A 16,551-nucleotide genomic window follows, 5' to 3' on the forward strand; every position below is an offset into this window, starting at 1 on the left:
ACATGATAGGCACGACACGGCCGCTGCGCATGGCGCGATATGCGCGCAGCAAATATCGATAGCCGCTCTGTTTTTAAGAGCAACAAAGCCCATAAAAACAAGCGCTGCGAGCGGTACCAATTTGCACACATCCGCATAAGCAAATGCGAAAAGAGTGCTGCACTCGGGCAGCGAATTGAGTGCAATGGCTGGGTCTTCAACCCCTCGCACGCCCCGGCGCACCGGGGCCTGCGCACCGCCATTCCATGACCCTCATCACCCACCGTGCCGGCGCCCTCGTCGGCGCAGACCACTTCCCGGCGCCCACCGACTACGCGGACAGCCCCCTCTCCCTGGCCCTTCGGCAGCCGCTGTTGCTGGGTTTGTTCTTGCCCATCCAGGCAGGGGGCTGGAGCGCATCCACCCTGCCGCGCACCACCGACTGGCAGTTCGCCTACAACCGCGACCTGGTCCTCAAGTCCGAGGCCCTGGGTTTCGATCTGGTGTTTGCACTGTCGCAGTGGCTGCCCAAAGGGGGCTACGGCGGCGTGTTCGATGGCAACGCACTCGACTCGTTCATGACCACCGCCGCGCTCACCAGCATCACGCAGCGCATCATCCTCATCTCCACCATCCACGTGCTGTACGGCCCCCTGCACCCGCTGCACCTGGCCAAGTGGGGGGCCACGTTGGACCACATCTCTGGCGGGCGCTGGGGCATCAATGTGGTCACGGGGCACCGCGCGGTGGAGCACGAGGCCTTCGGCTGGGACCGCATCGACCATGACCGCCGCTACGAACTCACCGCTGAATTCATCGAGGTGGTGCAGCGCTTGTGGTCCGACCCGAACAACTACTCCTTCCAGGGCGAGTCTTCCTGGAAGCTGCAGGGCGCTTTCGTCTCACCCAAGCCGCGCTTTGGCCGCCCTGTGCTGGTCAATGCCACGGGCTCCGATGCAGGCATCGAGTACGCCGCCCGCTACTCCGACATCGTGTTCATCACCAGCCCGGCGGGGTCGGACTTTGCCAGTGCCATTGCCGCACTGCCAGCGCACACGGCGCGCATCAAGGCGGCAGCCCGGGCACAAGGGCGCGAGGTGCGCACGCTGCTCAACCCCATGGTCATCAGCCGCGAGACCGAACAAGACACCTGGGCCTACCACGACGCCATCGTGGCGGCCCAGGACCAACGCACCCCCGAGGGCTTCAACGGCTTTGACAGCGATGCCCATGCCTGGAGGGGCCGGGTGGGCGTGGACGCGCCCAAGCGCCGTGCCATTGGCGGCAACATCGAAGTCATCGGCACACCCGAGCAGGTGGTGGAGCAGTTCGTGGCCCTGAAGCAAGCGGGCGTGGACGGCCTGCAGTTGAGCTTTTTTGACTTCAAGCCCGACCTGGAGTTTTTTGGCGACCGCATCCTGCCGCTGCTCAAGCAAGCCGGCCTGCGCCTGTAACGGCCATGAGCGACTTGTCCCAACCCCTGCACAGCCCCACGCCCAGGGCCGCCGTGCATGCCCCCCACCATGCCGCACTGATAGAACGCGCACGCCAGCTGGGCCACGCATTCGCCGAACTGGCAGCCCACCACGATGCCACGGGCCAGCCGCCCGAGGCCCAGTTGGAGGCGCTGCGCGCCGCAGGCCTGCTGCGGCTGACCATCGATAGCGCACACGGCGGCCATGGCGCGGGCCTGGCCGTGGCCCGCGAGGTGGTCAGCGCCATTGCCTACGGAGACCCCTCGGTGGCCTTGATCCTGTCGATGCACTACAGCCTGCATGGGCAAATGGCGCGCAGCCTGCGGCTGAATCAAGGCGAATGGCCCCAGGCACTGGCCCACCAACTCATTGCCGAATCGCTGCAAGGGCGATCGCTGCTCAACGCCGCGCAGGTGGAGCCTGCGCTGGGCTCCCCCTCGCACGGCGGTCTGCCTGCCACCGTGGCGCGCCGCGTGGGCGACACCTGGCAGCTGTCGGGCCACAAGCTGTACGTGACCGGGGTGCCACTGCTGTCGTGGATCAGCGTGCTGGCCACCACCGACGAGCCCGAGCCCCGGCTGGGCAGCTTTATGGTGCCCCGCCACGCCCCCGGGGTGGAGGTGATCGAAACCTGGGACCCGGTGGGCATGCGGGCCACCGCCAGCCACGATGTGGTGCTGCACCAGGTGGCTATCCCCCTGGGCTACGCCGTGGGGCTGCGCCCCGCCCAACTGGGCCTGCGGCGCGATGCGCAAGCCATCGCCTGGTACTTCAGCCAGGTCGGTGCGGTCTACAACGGCGCAGCCCATGCGGCGCGCGACTGGCTGGTGCGCTTTTTGAACGAGCGCAAGCCCAGTGCGCTGGCAGGCGCCGCTCTGGCCAGCCTGCCCACGGTGCAAGACGCAGTGGGCCAGATCGAAGTGCTGCTGGCCACCAACGACTGGTTGCTGCAAAGCCATGCCCAGGCCTATGACGCAGGCACCGCCCCCGAGGCCTTGGGGGCGCTGGTCAAACAAGTGGTCACAGACAACGCCGCACGGGCGGTGGGGCAGGCGCTGGAGCTCGCTGGCAACCACGGCCTGGCAAGGCGCAACCCGCTGGAGCGCCACCACCGCAACGTGCTGTGCAGCCTGGTCCATGCCCCACCCAATGCCTTGCTGCGCGCCCATGCGGGCCGCGCTGCACTGCAGCCCGTCTAGTGGGCCGCCCCACAGGTCCCTTCACCTTTCTCGGATTGCCAACCACCATGTCTTCTGAAACCCATCTGTACACCCGCGCTGCCGCTGCCACGCAGCACCACGCATCGCGCCGCGCCTTCTTGCAAGGATCGGCAGGCCTGGGCCTGGCGGGGCTGGTGCCCTGGGCCCATGCCCAAGGTGCGGAGGCCCCCCAACGCGGTGGCTCCCTCACGCTGCTCGTCTTCCCCGAGCCGCCCACGCTGACCACCATTGCACACACTGCGGGAGCCTCGGTGCTGGTCTCGGGCAAGGTCACGGAAGGCCTTCTGACCTACGACTTCGATCTGAGCCCCCGCCCCCAGCTGGCCACGGCCTGGAGCAGCACGCCCGATGGGTTGCAGTACACCTTCAAGCTGCGCCAGGGCGTGAAGTGGCACGACGGCAAGCCATTCACCTCGGCCGATGTGGCGCATTCGCTGAACATCGTCAAAGAGTTTCACCCCCGTGGCCGGGCCACGTTTGCCGCGCTCACAGAGATCCAGACCCCCGATGCACACACCGTGGTGCTGCGCCTGAGCAAGCCCGTGCCCTACCTGCTGTCGGCCCTGGCAGCGTCCGAGACGCCCATCGTGCCCAAACACCTGTACAGCAACGGCAAGGCCGATGCCAACCCCGCCAACAACGCGCCGGTGGGCACGGGGCCCTTCCTCTTCAAGGAGTGGGCACGCGGCAGCCACATCATTTATGAGCGCAACCCCACCTACTGGGATGAAGGCAAGCCCTACATCGACCGGCTGATCGTGCGCTTCATCCCCGACGCGGCAGCGCGCTCGGCGGCCATTGAAAGCGGTGAGGTGCACCTGGCGCCCAGCTCGCCCGTGTCGCTGGGCGACGTGGAGCGCCTGCGCGCCAAGCCGAACCTGGTGTTCGAGACCAACGGCTACCAATACATCAACACCATCTACCGCACCGAGTTCAACCTCGAAACCCCGGCGCTGCAGGACCTGCGGGTGCGCCAGGCCATCGCGCACTCCATCCAGCGCGACAACCTGCTCAAGGTGGCGTGGTACGGCCAGGGCAAGCTCATCCCAGGCCCGGTGAGCGATACGCTCAAAAAATACTACGTGCCCAACCTGCCGGTGCTGCCGTATGACGTCAAGCAGGCCGAAAAACTGCTCGACGACGCAGGCCTGACACGCGGCAAGGCCGGGGGCAACCTGCGCCTGAAGCTGCGCGCCACGCCCATCCCCAACGAAGGCGGCCAGCGCACGGCCGAGTTCCTGCGCCAAAGCCTGTCGCGCATCGGCATCGAGCTGCAGATCAATTCGCAGGACTTTGCCACCTACATCAAGCGCATCTACAACGACCGCGACTTTGACCTGCACATCAGCGCGATGAGCAACACCTTCGACCCCACCGTGGGCATCCAGCGGCTGTACTGGTCCAAGAACTTCAAGCGCGGCCTGCCGTTCTCCAACGGCTCGGGCTACAGCAACCCCGAAGTGGACCGCCTGCTCGAAGCGGCTTCCATCGAGACGAACGAAACCAAGCGCGTCCAGCTCATCACCGAGTTCCAGCGCCTGATCATCCGTGACCTGCCCGACATCAACCTCGTGGCGCCCGACACCTACACCATTGCCGACCGCCGTGTGCGCAACCACACCGTGGGCGGCGACGGGCCTGCGGGCAACCTGGCCAGCGTGTGGCTGGCGAAAGCGTAAGCCCCCTCAGAGGAAGCCACCCATGACAACGCACACCACCATAGCCCACCAGCCTCCACAAGCCCAGCCCGACAAACTCTGGTACACGCGCTGCCCCGTGCCCTCGCCCCTGGGCATTGCCGCGCGACTGGGCTGGCTGGCCGAGACGTTCGCGCAGGAGGGCATTGGCATCGAATCGATCATCGACTCCAAGGACCGCAGCGTGCGCGAGAGCCACTTTGACCACCACCTAGCCTGGTCCTTCCGCCAGGGTGGCAACATTCCGCCCATCTGGGCACGGGCCAGCGGGCGCAACACACGGCTGGTGGCCATCACCTGGACGGACGAGTTCCAGGCGCTCATCACCCTGCCGGGCAGCGGCATCACCAGTGCCGCCCAGTTGGCGGGCCAGCGCATCGCCATCCCCCGGCGGGTCAACGACCTCATCGACTTTCACCGCGCCACGGCCCTCAAAGGGGCGGTGTCGGGCCTGTCACTGGCCGGGCTCACGCACAAGGATGTGACGCTGGTGGACTTGCCCATCGAGGAGTCGGTCATCCTCGCGGCGGGCGAGCCCAGCCTGCACGGTCTGCGCCGCCGCCACCCCTACTTTGCCGAGGTGCAGGCGCTGGTGCGCGGCGAAGCCGACGCCATCTTCGTCAAGGGGGCCGAAGGCATCGTGGTGGCCAACCTGATCGGTGCCCAGGTGGTGGCCGACTTTGGCAGCTACCCCGATCCCAAGGTCCGCATCAACAACGGCACGCCACGCACGCTCACGGTGGACGCCGCGCTGGCCGACCAGCGCCCCGACCTCGTGGTGCGCCTCCTCGAAGTGGTGCAGCGCGCAAGCCACTGGGCCGAGCAGCACCCCGACGACACCCTGCGCTTTGTGGCCCGCGAAATCGCAACCACCGAAGAAGCGGTGCTGGCGTCCAACGGCCCCGAAGTGCACCGCCACCTGGGCTTGAGCCTGGAGGCGCCCCTGGTGGATGCCATCGGCCATTTCAAGGACTTCTTGCTCGAATGGGGCTTTTTGCCCGCCGACTTTGCGCTGGACCGCTGGGTGGACCCACGCCCGCTGGCCCAGTTGCGCAGCCAGGCCACCGCGCTGCCACTGGCCGCGTGAACCCAGTACCGCCCACACCCAGCCCAAGGCGCAGAACAGGAGCCAGTGCCATGACCGTTGAATCTTCCGTGCGCAGCATTCGGGTGCTGGTGACTGGCGCCACGGGCAAGCTGGGCCAGTGGCTGGTGCCACGCTTGCTGGCGCAGGGGGTGGCCGTGCGGGTGCTGGCCCGGCAGCCTGGGCGTGCACGCAGCCTGCTGGGAGCAACGGTGGAGGTGGTGGCAGGCGACTTGGGCGAACCCGCCACGCTCGATGCCGCGCTGCGCGACGTCACCCACCTGTTCCTGCTCTCGCCCATTGACCCGCTGCTGGCAGTGCACCAGGGCCATGCGATTGCTGCCGCCGAACGCGCGGGCGTGCAACGCATCGTCAAGCTCTCGGGCTCGGCCTGGACGATCCACCCGCCGGGGCGCTCGCTGTCAGGCGACCTGCATGCAGCGGTGGAACGGCAACTCGCACAGTCAGGGATTGCGCACGTGGTGCTGCAGCCCAACGCCTGGGCCCAGGTGGCCCTGGGGCACCTGGGCGCGCAACTGCAGCAGGGCAATGCCCTCACCGATCCCTTTGGCGGCGCCCGTGTGGCCTACATCGATGCCCGCGACATTGCCGACGTGGCCGTGGCGGCCCTGCTGGAGACCGCCGTGCAGGCACCACCCGACGGCGATCCCTGGGTACTGACGGGGCCCGAGTCGCTCAATGTGGCGGACCTGGCCAACGTGGCCAGCGCCGCACTGGGCCGCACGGTGGCTGTGCAGGCACCCGGGCTGGCAACTGGTGGGCCAACCCATCAGCCCGCATTCCATGAACAGGTGCATGCTCAGTTCAGGCAACTGATTGCTGCCGGGGCGGCGCACGAGGTGACGCCCACCGTGGCGCGTGTGCTGGGCCGCCCCGCACGCAGCGTGCGCGAGCACGTGGCAGCACAGGCGCGGCAAGCGCTATAGGAGCCCCCTGGTACAGCAACTGCGTAAGTACAAAGAATCACTTGCTTACTCACAAACGTTCGTTGTCGTGCCCGGGGGGCCTGCCTACATTGAGGGTGATCTCAACACACTCTCATGCAAAGGAATTCCATGTCCCGCCCCCCCAAGCGCCCCGCAACCCCATGGAAACGCATCGCCGTCGTGCTCGGCCTTGCAGGCCTGGCCAGCCTGTCGGCCATGGCCCAGGCGCGCCACGGCGGCACGCTCAACTGGGCGCTGAACCCGGTGCCCTCTTCGCTGGTGCCACTGACCACCACGGCGGGCGGCAACACCGAAATCGGCCCCAAGGTGGTCGAAGGCTTGCTCACCTATGACTGGAACCTGGCACCCAAACCCCAGCTGGCCACGGCCTGGGCCGTGAGCAAAGACGGGTTGCAATACACCTTCACCCTGCGCAAGGGCGTGAAGTGGCATGACGGCAAGGACTTCACCTCGGCCGACGTGGCCTATTCAATCCAGACCCTCAAACAGGTACACCCCCGTGGCCGTGGCACCTTCGCCAATGTGGCCGAGGTCAAAACACCCGACGCCCACACGGCCGTGGTGGTGCTCTCCAAGCCATCGCCCTTTCTGCTGACCGCCTTGGCCGCCAGCGAGTCGCCCATCGTGCCCAAGCACCTGTACGAAGGCACCGACATCAACACCAACAAGCACAACAGCGCGCCCGTAGGCACGGGGCCCTTCGTGTTCAAGGAATGGGTGCAGGGCAGCCACGTGCTGCTCGAGCGCAACCCGAACTACTGGGACAAGCCCAAGCCCTACCTCGACAAGATCGTTGTGCGCTTCATTACCGATGGCGTGGCACGCGCAGCGGGGCTCGAATCGGGCAGCCTGGACCTGGGCAGCGGCAGCGCGGGCATTCCGCTGTCGGATGTCGAGCGCTTCAAGAAGCTGCCCGGCGTGGAGATCGACACGCGCATCTCGCACTATGTGGGCAACCACCAGCAGGTGTATTTCAACCTCGACACGCCCGCGCTCAAGCACATTGAAGTGCGTCGTGCCATCGCGCAGGCCATTGACACCAATGCCTACAACAACACCGTGTGGTATGGCTACGGCAAGCTGTCTGCGACGCCCATTGGCGCGCTCAGCCGCTACCACGACGCCAGCGTGCAACGCGTGGCCTTCAACCCCAAGGCGGCCGAAGCCGCGCTGGATGCCGCGGGCTTCAAGAGAGACGCCAGCGGCACCCGCCTCAAGCTGCGCCTGGCCTACAACCCCTTTGTAGAGCGCCGCTCGGCAGACTTCATTCGCCAGTCGCTGGGCCGCATTGGCATCGATGCCGTGGTGGAGAGCTACGACTTTGCCACCTACGTGAAGAAGGCCTACACCGACCGGGAGTGGGATCTGGCGGCCGAGAGCCTGACCAACATCTTCGACCCGTCGGTGGGCGTGCAGCGCATCTTCTGGTCCAAGAACTTCAAGATCGGTCTGCCGTTCTCGAACGCCCCGCACTACAACAACCCCGAGGCCGACCGCCTGCTGGAGGCTGCCGCCATCGAGGTGGACGAGCCCAAGCGCCGCCAGTTGTTCTCGGACTTCCAGAAGGTGGTGGCCGCGGACATCCCCTCCATCGAGTTCGGGGCCAACCCCAACATCACGGTGGTGGCCAAGAAGGTGCGCGACTACGCCCCCACGGGCGACCACATTCGCGGCAACTTTGCCGACCTGTACTTCGCAGCCCCCTGATGCGGTGCAGTGCCCCTGTGGGGCACTGCCTGCTGCACGGCACTTCTTTGTCTGAACGCTCACCATGACCACCCTCACCCGCGTTGGCCACACCTTGCGGCGAACGGCCTGGCAGGCCATTCCCACCGTGCTGGGCGTGGTCGTGCTCAATTTCTTTTTGCTGCAACTGGTGCCCGGCGATGCGGCCGACGTGATCGCCGCCGAATCGGGTGCAGCCACCGCAGAAACCATGGCCCAGCTGCGCGCACATTTCGGGCTGGACTTGCCGGTGCTGGAACGCCTGCTGGCCTATCTGAACAACTTGGCGCACCTGCACCTGGGCATCTCGCCACGGCACAACCAGCCGGTGCTGTCCCTGATCGGGGAACGCCTGGGCAGCACCCTGCTGCTGATGGTGACCGCGCTGTCGCTGGCGCTGGCTTTGGGCGTGCTGCTGGGCACCGCCATGGCCACCTGGGTGGGCCGATGGCAAGACCGCGTGCTTTCGGTGCTGGCGCTGCTGCTGTATTCCACGCCCGGGTTCTGGCTCGGGCTCATGGCCATCGTGCTGTTCTCAGTCAAGCTGGGGTGGCTGCCCACGGGCGGCAACCTCACCATTGGCGCAGGCCTGACAGGCTGGGCCCTGGTGCAAGACGCCGCACGCCACCTGGTACTGCCAGCCCTGGCCATGGCGGGCTTCTTTGTCGCCATCTTCTCGCGATTGACCCGTGCTGCCATGCTGGAAGTCAGCCACCAGGACTTTGTGCGCACGGCCGCAGCCAAGGGTTTGTCGCCCGCCGCCATCACGCTGCGCCATGTGCTGCGCAATGCGTTGATTCCCGTCACCACCGTGGCGGGCATGCACTTTGGAACACTGCTGGGCGGCGCCATCGTGGTCGAGTCGGTGTTCAGCTGGCCCGGCCTGGGCCGCCTGGCGCTGGAGTCGGTGCAGGCACGCGACTACAACGTGCTGCTGGGCATCTTGCTGCTGTCTTCGCTGTTGGTCATTGCCGCCAACATGCTGGTGGATTTGCTGCACGCCTGGCTGGACCCTCGCATCCAGGTGCGCTGAGCCCCCACCTCCCCCACCCCTGATTGGCCTACGCCCACCCCTTGCCATGACCACCCATACCGCCTCCCCCCGTCGCTTTCTGCGGCTCATCCGGGGCGCCTCCGAGGCGCCCCCCGCACTCGATCCCTTCTCGCCAGTGCCCGTGCAGCGCCATGCGGCGCTCTGGGCTTTTGTGCGCAATCCTGCGGCGGTCAGCGGCGTGCTGATCTTGCTGCTCGTGGCGGGTCTGGCCCTGCTCGCCAGCGTGCTGTTTCCGGGAGACCCCCTCGACATGGCCACTCGCCCATTGCTGGCGCCGCTGCAGTCGGCGGAGTTCCCGCTGGGCAGCGATTCGCTGGGCCGCAACGTGGCAGCAGGCATCGTGCACGGCGCGCGGGTGTCGCTGGCGGTGGGGCTGTCGGCAGCCACCGTCAGCGTGCTCATCGGAGTCCTTGTCGGCTCGGTCGCAGGCTACTTTGGCGGGCGGGTAGACGACCTGCTGGTACGACTGACCGAGCTGTTCCAAACCATTCCCACGTTCTTGCTGGTCATCGTGCTGGTCGCCATCGGGCAGCCATCGGTCAAGGTCATCGTGCTGGCCATCGGCCTGGCGTCGTGGCCGGTGATTGCCCGGCTGGTGCGGGCCGAGTTCCGCTCGCTGCGCGAATCGGAGTTCGTCCTGGCGGCACGCAGCCAAGGCTTTTCAGACCTGCGCATCATCTTCCAGGAAATCCTGCCCAACGCCCTGCCGCCGGTCATCGTGACGGCATCGGTGCTGGTGGCCACGGCCATCCTGATCGAGTCGGCCCTGGCCTTTGTGGGCATGGGCGACCCCAACGTGGTCTCCTGGGGCAGCATGATTGGTGAAGGGCGCGAGCAGCTGCGCACGGCCTGGACGCTGACCGCCATTCCGGGTGCCGCCATCATCTTTACCGTGCTGTCGCTCAACCTGGTCGGTGACGGCCTGAACGACGCATTCAACCCCCGCCTCAGAGGCCTGCGATGACACCCAGCACACAGCCCCACACACTGCACAGCCTGGCCCCCAGGCAGACCAACCCTGTGCTGCTTGATATTCGCCAGCTGGATGTGCGCTTCAAGGGATCGCAAGGCACGCTGCATGCCGTGCGCGGGCTCGATTTGCAGCTGCACCAGGGCGAAACCCTGGCGCTGGTGGGCGAGTCAGGCTGCGGCAAATCAACCACTGCACTGGCCCTGCTGCGCCTGTTGGCACCGGGGGCGCAGGTCAGCGGCCAGATTCTGCTGGACGGGCGCGACATCGTGCAGCTGCCGCTGGATGCGTTGCGCAAGCTGCGTGGCCGCGAGGTCTCGATGATCTTCCAGGAGCCCATGACCTCGCTGAACCCGGTCTACACAGTGGGCACGCAAATCATCGAAACGCTGCGCCAGCACGAATCCATTTCTGCAGCGGCAGCCCGCCAACGCGCCATAGAGCTGCTGGACCTGGTGCGCATTCCCGAGCCGCAGCGCCGAGTGGACGACTACCCCCACCAACTCTCGGGTGGCCAGCGCCAGCGCGTGATGATTGCCATGGCCGTGGCCTGCCACCCCCGCTTGCTGGTGGCCGACGAACCCACCACCGCTCTGGATGTGACCATCCAGGCACAGATCCTGGAGCTGCTGGACCGGCTGCGCCGCGAGCTGTCCATGTCGCTGCTGCTCATCACCCACGACCTGGGTGTGGTGTCTCAATGGGCCGACCGCGTGGCGGTGATGTATGGCGGCGAAAAGGTGGAGGAAGCCAGCACGGCCCAACTCTTTGCGGCCCCCGCGCACCCTTACACCCGAGGCCTGCTGGGCGCATCGCTGCATGCGGGCCAGGACCTGCATTACACCGAAGCCCGCCTGCCCGAAATCCAGTCACGCAAGCACCCTGAAACCGGCCTGCGCAGCTTTGACCTGCACACCCCCAAAGCCCGCCCGCGAGATACGGGCCGCAAAGCACAGGCTGCACCCCTGCTGGCGGTAGAGCACCTGCGCACCGACTACGCCACGCGCACTGGCGTGGTCCACGCGGTCGACGATGTGTCGTTCAGCATCGGCGTGGGCGAGACGGTGGGGCTGGTGGGCGAATCGGGCTGCGGCAAATCCACGCTGTCCAAGACCCTGCTGCATCTGGTCCAGCCTGCGGCAGGCCGCATCGTGTTCGAGGGCACCGACCTGACGGCACTCAAAGGCAACGCCCTGCAGCCCTGGCGCCAGCGCATGCAGATGGTGTTCCAGGACCCCTACGCTTCGCTCAACCCGCGCCGCACGGTGTACGACATTCTGGACACCGTGCTGTACGTGCACGGCAACCGCTCACGCCAGGACCGACAGCGAAGCATCGCGTCCATCCTGGACCGTGTGGGCCTGCCCAGCAACGCGGGCAACCGGTATCCGCATGAGTTTTCTGGCGGGCAACGCCAACGCATCGGCATCGCCCGTGCCCTGGTGGTCAAGCCATCGCTGGTGATCTGCGATGAGCCGGTATCGGCACTCGATGTGTCGATCCAGGCCCAGATTTTGAACCTACTGGTAGAGCTGAAAGAGGAGTTCCAACTCTCGTACCTGTTCATATCGCACGACCTGGCCGTGGTGCGCTACATCGCCGACCGTGTGCTGGTGATGCACCAGGGGCGGTTCGTGGAAACCGGCGATCACCGCAGCATATGGGCGCAGCCGCAGCACGAGTACACCCGCAGTCTGATTGCAGCAGTGCCACGGGCCGAGCAACGCAAGGTCGCTTAGCCCTATAGCTTCATTGCCTATTGCCGATGGGGGCCGACGGCAGGGGCAGCAAGAACGGCGACGAAGGCGACCCCACATTGGGAGAGGCTGCCGTGCCACGGCGTTCAGTGACTGCGCTCCGCCGACACATGGCCCTTGTTCACGTACATGGACTCATCGGCTTTGCGCATGAGTTCGGTGATGGTCTTGCCATCGGCGGGATAGAACGCTATGCCCACCGCGGCAGACACGCGGACCACACGCCCCTCGCCCAACTCAATCGGCTGCTCGATGGCCTGGCGCATCCGCGCCCACAGGGGTTTGACTTCCGAGGCGTCAGACAGTGCGGTCAGCAGCAGCACAAACTCATCCCCGCCAATGCGCGCGGCTGTGTCGTTGGCCCGCAGCTGCTCTTGGATGCGTTGGCTGGTCACCCGCAGCACTTCGTCGCCCATGTCGTGGCCATAGCGGTCGTTGATGGGCTTGAAGCCATTCAAGTCCAGATAGCACACCGCCGCGATGGCCTGGGTGCGGTCGCACAGCGCAAAGGCCTGGGCCATGCGGTCGGCCAGCAGCAGCCGGTTAGGCAGTCGGGTCAGGCTGTCGTGGAACGCGATGTGTTCCACCTGCTCCTGGTACTGCCTCATGGCGGTGATGTCCTGCATGAGCCACAACGACTCGCCCTGGTTGTTCAGCGCCACGCCGTTCACATCAATCCAGACCAACTCGCCATTGCGCTTGCGCATTTTTCGCTGCCGACGGTATTGCTGCCCTGAGGCCAACACGGCGTAGGCATCCCGGCCAAAGGCCAGAAAATCTTCCTGGTCCAGGTACATTGCTTCGGTGGTGCTGCCCTGCAGCTTGCCGGGTTCATAGCCAAAGATGCGCTCCAGCGCGGGGTTGCGCCACTGGATGGTGCGGTCCTTGACCTTGGCGATCCCGATCAGATCGTTCTCCAGCATGGCCTGCTGCTCCGCGTTGAGGTCCCGCAACTGTTGCCGGGCCACACTCAATTCGGTGACGTCGTACATGATGGAGCGACTCAACACGAATGCCCCCGCTTCATCCCTGATGGCCGTGGACGAAACGCTCACCCTGCGCTGCTCACCGTGCTTGCTGTAGAGCGTGAACTCGGTCGGCCCAATCTGGCCCGTCTGCAGGAAGATGGGGAACAGCTGTGCAAACCGCGCCTTGTCCTCGTCGTCAAAAAAGTCCGGCGGCCCCAGCTTGCCGATCACGTCTTCGCGCTCCATTCCCAGCCAGGACAAGGTCAAGTGGTTGAGGTGAACGTACTTGGCGTCCCGGTTCAGCGCGTAGTAACCACAGGGCGCGTTGTCATACAGATCGCGAAAGCCCTCGGACACCTTGTCCAGCTCGGCTTGCAGGGCCCGGCTTTCAGTGATGTCCCGCCCAACGGCTTGCCACTCCAGCAACACCCCGGCTTCATCGAACAGCGCCCGGTTGTTGAAGTGGCACCAACGCACCGTGCCATCACTCGTCACGACCCGGTTTTCGACCGTGACGATGGGTTTTTCTTGAGAGATTTCCTTGAGCTTGCGCTCCACCAACGCCAGATCTTCCGGGTGCACCACTGGGGCCCAGACATGCCCGAGGATGTCCTCTCTCTTGAGTTGAAACAGCCGGCAAAAAGCATCGTTGACAAACGTGAGACGGTTGCCAGCATCAAAGCGGCAAATGATCTCGGTCTGGTCTTCCAAAATGGTGAGGTAGCGCTGCTCACTCTGGCGCAGTGCCTGGGTTCTGTCTTGCACCCGCTGTTCCAACTCGGCATTGGCGCTGGCCAGTGCCGCCCGCCCGGCAACCAGGCCTTGGGTCATGTGCTGCAGCGCCGCCCGCAGCCGCTGGAACTCCACGGTTTCGAGTCGAAAATCCAGCGCATCCACATTGCCCGTGGTCTCAATTTGCTTGGCGGCATCGGCCAATCGCTCGATAGGCTGGCTGAAACGCCGTGCCGTCCAGTAGGCCACGCCCACCAGCACGATGGTCATCAAGGCCAGCAAGAACGCCAAAATCACGTGCAAGCGCGTGATGGGCTGCAGCGCCTGCTCCAGGGGCTGCCGGGCCACGAGAAGCCAGTCCAGCCGCTCAACCGAAGGGCCAGGCACCCGGACCACCCCTGTCAGGTACCGGCTGTCGGATGCCGTACCCCAGTCCATCAGCGTAAAAGTCCCCTCAGCGGGCAGCGACGGAAGGGCGGAGCGTGGCAGCTCCACCGCCCCCGCGGCGTTAAGGACGCCGTCTTTGTTAACCAGCATGACCTCCATGCCCTGCGAAGCGGCAGTGACAGGACTGGAGCGGCGGATGATGTCCTGCACCCAGGCCCAATTCACATGGGCTGAGATCACCCCTTTGAAGACCGAGTCTTGCCCGCGCACAGGCGATGCGTAGTCCATGAACCGCAAGGGCACCTGGCTGCCTGGCTCACGCAGGTGTTTGTCCAGCAGCACCGCATCGTGCGCGTCGCCAATGTAAGGGCCGTTCTTCCCGGCCCCAAACCAGGGGCGCGCCGACACGTCTTGCCCCAGCAGCAGGTTGCCCGTCGATACCTGGACGACGCCCCGCTCATCGGTCACCCCGATCCAAGAATAGAACGGATAGGACACCTTGATCTGCTCCAGATGCGCTTGCAGCTGGGGCGCATAGCCCTCGGTGCGTGTCAGCAGAGGCTGGTGGCTGAGCAACGATATTTCGCGCTCGCGCTCCTGAATGCCCTGGGCCAGTGCCAGTGCAATGGGCTGGCTGGCATTCATCAGCGACTGGCCACTGAGGTCTGTCAAGTGCTTGCTCAACACCTGATCGACCACCAGGCCAAACCCCAGGCCCGTGATGACCGCCGTGCCGCCAAACAGCAACGTCAACCGTGAGCGCGTGGTGCGCAACCAGTGCGGAGAAAAGGGACCCAGTTTCATGAGGACATCAGTTGCAGCGCTTGACGCAGAGCATTGTGCCTACGTTATGGCGTTTTTATGGCGTTTGCCAGCCCTGGGCGGGTGATTCCATGCGGTCTGGCCTGATGTTTAATGCGCTGTGGGGCGCATCGGGCATTGAGACTGCGGGCCTGGCCCCCATCCACGCCATCGACTCCATGGCCTCTCTCGACCACCCCAACCGCAGCCAGGGCAGCGCCTCATGACCAGTCACACCGATCCAGCCCCCTTTCCCTACAACGGCCCTGAGGAGCTGCGTCAGCCCATCTTGACCGCCTTGCGCCGCGTGGTGGACCCGGAGGTGGCCATGAATGTGGTGGATGTGGGCTTGATCTACGGCATCACGGTGGCCGCAGGCAAGCTCCATGCCTTGGTCACCATGACCTCTGCGGCATGCCCGGTGACCGAGCTGATCATCGAAGAGATCGAAACCGAACTGGACCGCGACATGCCGCCCGATTTGCAGATTCAGGTGGAACTGGTCTGGGAGCCACCATGGACCACCGAACGCATGAGCCCGAGCGCCAAGCGCTTCATGGGATGGTGACCCCTCCCCCGCCCACCCACCTCGCCCGCAACCCGGCGGCGGCAGCCAAAGCCAGCGCCTGGCCCTTGGTGGTGCTGGCTCTCGGCATGGCGGCCTTGCTGGGGGGCATGGCCGGTGGTTTGCTGCGTGCAGGGGTGCCACTCCCACAGGCCATGGCGCCCACCGGCTGGGCAGGCCACGCCGCCGTGGCCCACGGCGCCTTGATGGTGTGCGGGTTCATGGGCACCGTCATCGGCATCGAACGGGCCGTGGCTGTGAAGCGGTTGTTTGCCTGGCTGGCACCCGCCGCGTCCGGCGCGGGCGGGCTGTGCCTGATGGCGGCAGAAACCGCTCTGGCAGCCGTCTTGCTCAGCATCGCGGCCGCCGTCTTTGTCGGGGTCAACCTGGTGGTAGTGCAGCGCCAGCGTGCAGCCCACACCGCGCTGTTGCTTGCGGGCGCACTGGCATGGCTGGTGGGTTGCCTGCTGTTTTGGCACCAGCCGGGCAACACGGCCTGCCTGCCCTGGTGGTTTGCCTTCCTGGTGATGACGATTGCCGCCGAGCGGCTGGAGATGACGCGGCTCATGCGCCGGCGGCCAGGCGCCCAGCTGGCGCTGGGCGTGCTGCTGATCGCCCTGGTCGCAGGGGCCAGCGCGACCATCTTCTCGGCGCGCACAGGTGGTGTGCTCTACGGCCTTTCGCTGTTGCTGCTGGCGCTGTGGCTAGGCGTTTTTGACATTGCACGGCGCACCGTGGCTGCCCCAGGGCTGCCACGCTATATGGCCGTTTGCCTGCTGGGTGGCTACGCCTGGCTGGCCCTGGCAGGGATCGCCTGGGTGGCCACAGCCCTGGGCTGGCCCTTGCGCGACGCCGCCCTGCACGCGCTGGGGCTGGGCTTTATCGTGAGCATGATCATGGGCCATGCGCCAGTGATCCTGCCTGCCATCGCGCGCATCAAGCTGCCGTTCAGCCGCCTTTTCTATCTGCCCCTGCTGGCACTGCACCTGTCACTGGTGGTGCGGCTGTTCGCTGGCCTGCATGACCTCACATGGCGAGGCAACGGCGCCCTGCTCAATGCGGTGGCCATCGGCCTTTTTGCCGCCACGATGGCGGGCGCAGCGCTGCGATGGAAGCTGCGTGCCCTGCCCAAGAGCCCGCCACCAAAGCAGGGCTGATGTGTGGCGGCG

The 16,551-nt window shown here is 65.8% G+C and carries 13 protein-coding genes; 12 read left to right on the top strand and 1 reads right to left on the bottom strand.

The window, feature by feature from the left end; translation table 11 throughout:
* Window positions 1-245: 245 nt before the first annotated feature.
* The 9 genes from CLU88_RS10945 to CLU88_RS10985 all read left to right on the top strand — a co-directional run bounded on the left by CLU88_RS10945 (window position 246) and on the right by CLU88_RS10985 (window position 11,911).
* Window positions 246-1,433 (top strand): LLM class flavin-dependent oxidoreductase, encoded by a 1,188-nt coding sequence (locus CLU88_RS10945; protein ID WP_099656620.1) that lies wholly within the window; start codon window positions 246-248, stop codon window positions 1,431-1,433.
* A gap of 5 nt (window positions 1,434-1,438) precedes the next feature.
* Entirely contained in the window at window positions 1,439-2,653 is a 1,215-nt protein-coding gene (locus tag CLU88_RS10950; RefSeq protein WP_099656621.1) for an acyl-CoA dehydrogenase family protein, read from the top strand.
* Between the two features lie 47 nt (window positions 2,654-2,700).
* Complete coding sequence (locus tag CLU88_RS10955; protein WP_099656622.1) at window positions 2,701-4,353, top strand: ABC transporter substrate-binding protein; 1,653 nt, start codon at window positions 2,701-2,703, stop codon at window positions 4,351-4,353.
* Between the two features lie 22 nt (window positions 4,354-4,375).
* Entirely contained in the window at window positions 4,376-5,458 is a 1,083-nt protein-coding gene (locus CLU88_RS10960) for an ABC transporter substrate-binding protein (protein WP_099656623.1), read from the top strand.
* 50 nt (window positions 5,459-5,508) lie between these two features.
* The gene (locus CLU88_RS10965) at window positions 5,509-6,402 is read left to right on the top strand and encodes an NAD(P)H-binding protein (RefSeq protein ID WP_099656624.1); all 894 of its coding nucleotides are present in this window, start codon (window positions 5,509-5,511) and stop codon (window positions 6,400-6,402) included.
* Between the two features lie 129 nt (window positions 6,403-6,531).
* Window positions 6,532-8,130: an ABC transporter substrate-binding protein gene (locus tag CLU88_RS10970; protein WP_099656625.1), complete on the top strand. Its 1,599-nt coding sequence runs from the start codon at window positions 6,532-6,534 to the stop codon at window positions 8,128-8,130.
* Between the two features lie 64 nt (window positions 8,131-8,194).
* Window positions 8,195-9,181, top strand: a complete 987-nt coding sequence (locus CLU88_RS10975; protein WP_099656626.1) for an ABC transporter permease — start codon at window positions 8,195-8,197, stop codon at window positions 9,179-9,181.
* A gap of 46 nt (window positions 9,182-9,227) precedes the next feature.
* Window positions 9,228-10,166 carry an ABC transporter permease gene (locus CLU88_RS10980; protein WP_099656627.1) on the top strand — a complete coding sequence of 313 codons (939 nt, stop codon included), beginning with the start codon at window positions 9,228-9,230 and terminating at the stop codon, window positions 10,164-10,166.
* Window positions 10,163-11,911: an ABC transporter ATP-binding protein gene (locus CLU88_RS10985; RefSeq protein ID WP_099656628.1), complete on the top strand. Its 1,749-nt coding sequence runs from the start codon at window positions 10,163-10,165 to the stop codon at window positions 11,909-11,911. Before CLU88_RS10980 ends, CLU88_RS10985 begins: the two co-directional genes overlap by 4 nt.
* A 104-nt stretch (window positions 11,912-12,015) precedes the next feature.
* Here the strand turns inward: CLU88_RS10985 and CLU88_RS10990 are convergent, their stop codons facing one another.
* Window positions 12,016-14,820, bottom strand: a complete 2,805-nt coding sequence (locus tag CLU88_RS10990; protein WP_099656629.1) for a PAS domain S-box protein — start codon at window positions 14,818-14,820, stop codon at window positions 12,016-12,018.
* A gap of 89 nt (window positions 14,821-14,909) precedes the next feature.
* Between CLU88_RS10990 and CLU88_RS23390 the strand changes: the two genes are divergently transcribed.
* Genes CLU88_RS23390 through CLU88_RS11000 form a run of 3 tightly spaced genes read left to right on the top strand, consistent with a single transcriptional unit; the run spans window position 14,910 to window position 16,539 of the window.
* Entirely contained in the window at window positions 14,910-15,044 is a 135-nt protein-coding gene (locus CLU88_RS23390; protein WP_255410658.1) for a hypothetical protein, read from the top strand.
* Window positions 15,041-15,385: a metal-sulfur cluster assembly factor gene (locus tag CLU88_RS10995; protein WP_099656630.1), complete on the top strand. Its 345-nt coding sequence runs from the start codon at window positions 15,041-15,043 to the stop codon at window positions 15,383-15,385. Before CLU88_RS23390 ends, CLU88_RS10995 begins: the two co-directional genes overlap by 4 nt.
* Window positions 15,334-16,539, top strand: coding sequence for a hypothetical protein (locus CLU88_RS11000; RefSeq protein ID WP_233205437.1), 1,206 nt, complete (start codon window positions 15,334-15,336; stop codon window positions 16,537-16,539). Before CLU88_RS10995 ends, CLU88_RS11000 begins: the two co-directional genes overlap by 52 nt.
* The last annotated feature ends 12 nt before the right edge of the window (window positions 16,540-16,551 follow it).

The organism is Acidovorax sp. 56, from assembly GCF_002749705.1.
GTDB lineage: Bacteria > Pseudomonadota > Gammaproteobacteria > Burkholderiales > Burkholderiaceae_C > Acidovorax.

Bases quoted from the DNA above. Each gene is read 5' to 3' on its own strand.
- CLU88_RS10985 (WP_099656628.1), top strand. From the start codon at position 10,163: ATGACACCCAGCACACAGCCCCACACACTGCACAGCCTGGCCCCCAGG.
- CLU88_RS10950 (WP_099656621.1), top strand. From the start codon at position 1,439: ATGAGCGACTTGTCCCAACCCCTGCACAGCCCCACGCCCAGGGCCGCC.
- CLU88_RS10965 (WP_099656624.1), top strand. From the start codon at position 5,509: ATGACCGTTGAATCTTCCGTGCGCAGCATTCGGGTGCTGGTGACTGGC.
- CLU88_RS10980 (WP_099656627.1), top strand. From the start codon at position 9,228: ATGACCACCCATACCGCCTCCCCCCGTCGCTTTCTGCGGCTCATCCGG.
- CLU88_RS10990 (WP_099656629.1), bottom strand. From the start codon at position 14,820: ATGAAACTGGGTCCCTTTTCTCCGCACTGGTTGCGCACCACGCGCTCA.
- CLU88_RS10955 (WP_099656622.1), top strand. From the start codon at position 2,701: ATGTCTTCTGAAACCCATCTGTACACCCGCGCTGCCGCTGCCACGCAG.
- CLU88_RS10995 (WP_099656630.1), top strand. From the start codon at position 15,041: ATGACCAGTCACACCGATCCAGCCCCCTTTCCCTACAACGGCCCTGAG.
- CLU88_RS10970 (WP_099656625.1), top strand. From the start codon at position 6,532: ATGTCCCGCCCCCCCAAGCGCCCCGCAACCCCATGGAAACGCATCGCC.
- CLU88_RS11000 (WP_233205437.1), top strand. From the start codon at position 15,334: ATGGACCACCGAACGCATGAGCCCGAGCGCCAAGCGCTTCATGGGATG.
- CLU88_RS23390 (WP_255410658.1), top strand. From the start codon at position 14,910: ATGCGGTCTGGCCTGATGTTTAATGCGCTGTGGGGCGCATCGGGCATT.
- CLU88_RS10960 (WP_099656623.1), top strand. From the start codon at position 4,376: ATGACAACGCACACCACCATAGCCCACCAGCCTCCACAAGCCCAGCCC.
- CLU88_RS10945 (WP_099656620.1), top strand. From the start codon at position 246: ATGACCCTCATCACCCACCGTGCCGGCGCCCTCGTCGGCGCAGACCAC.
- CLU88_RS10975 (WP_099656626.1), top strand. From the start codon at position 8,195: ATGACCACCCTCACCCGCGTTGGCCACACCTTGCGGCGAACGGCCTGG.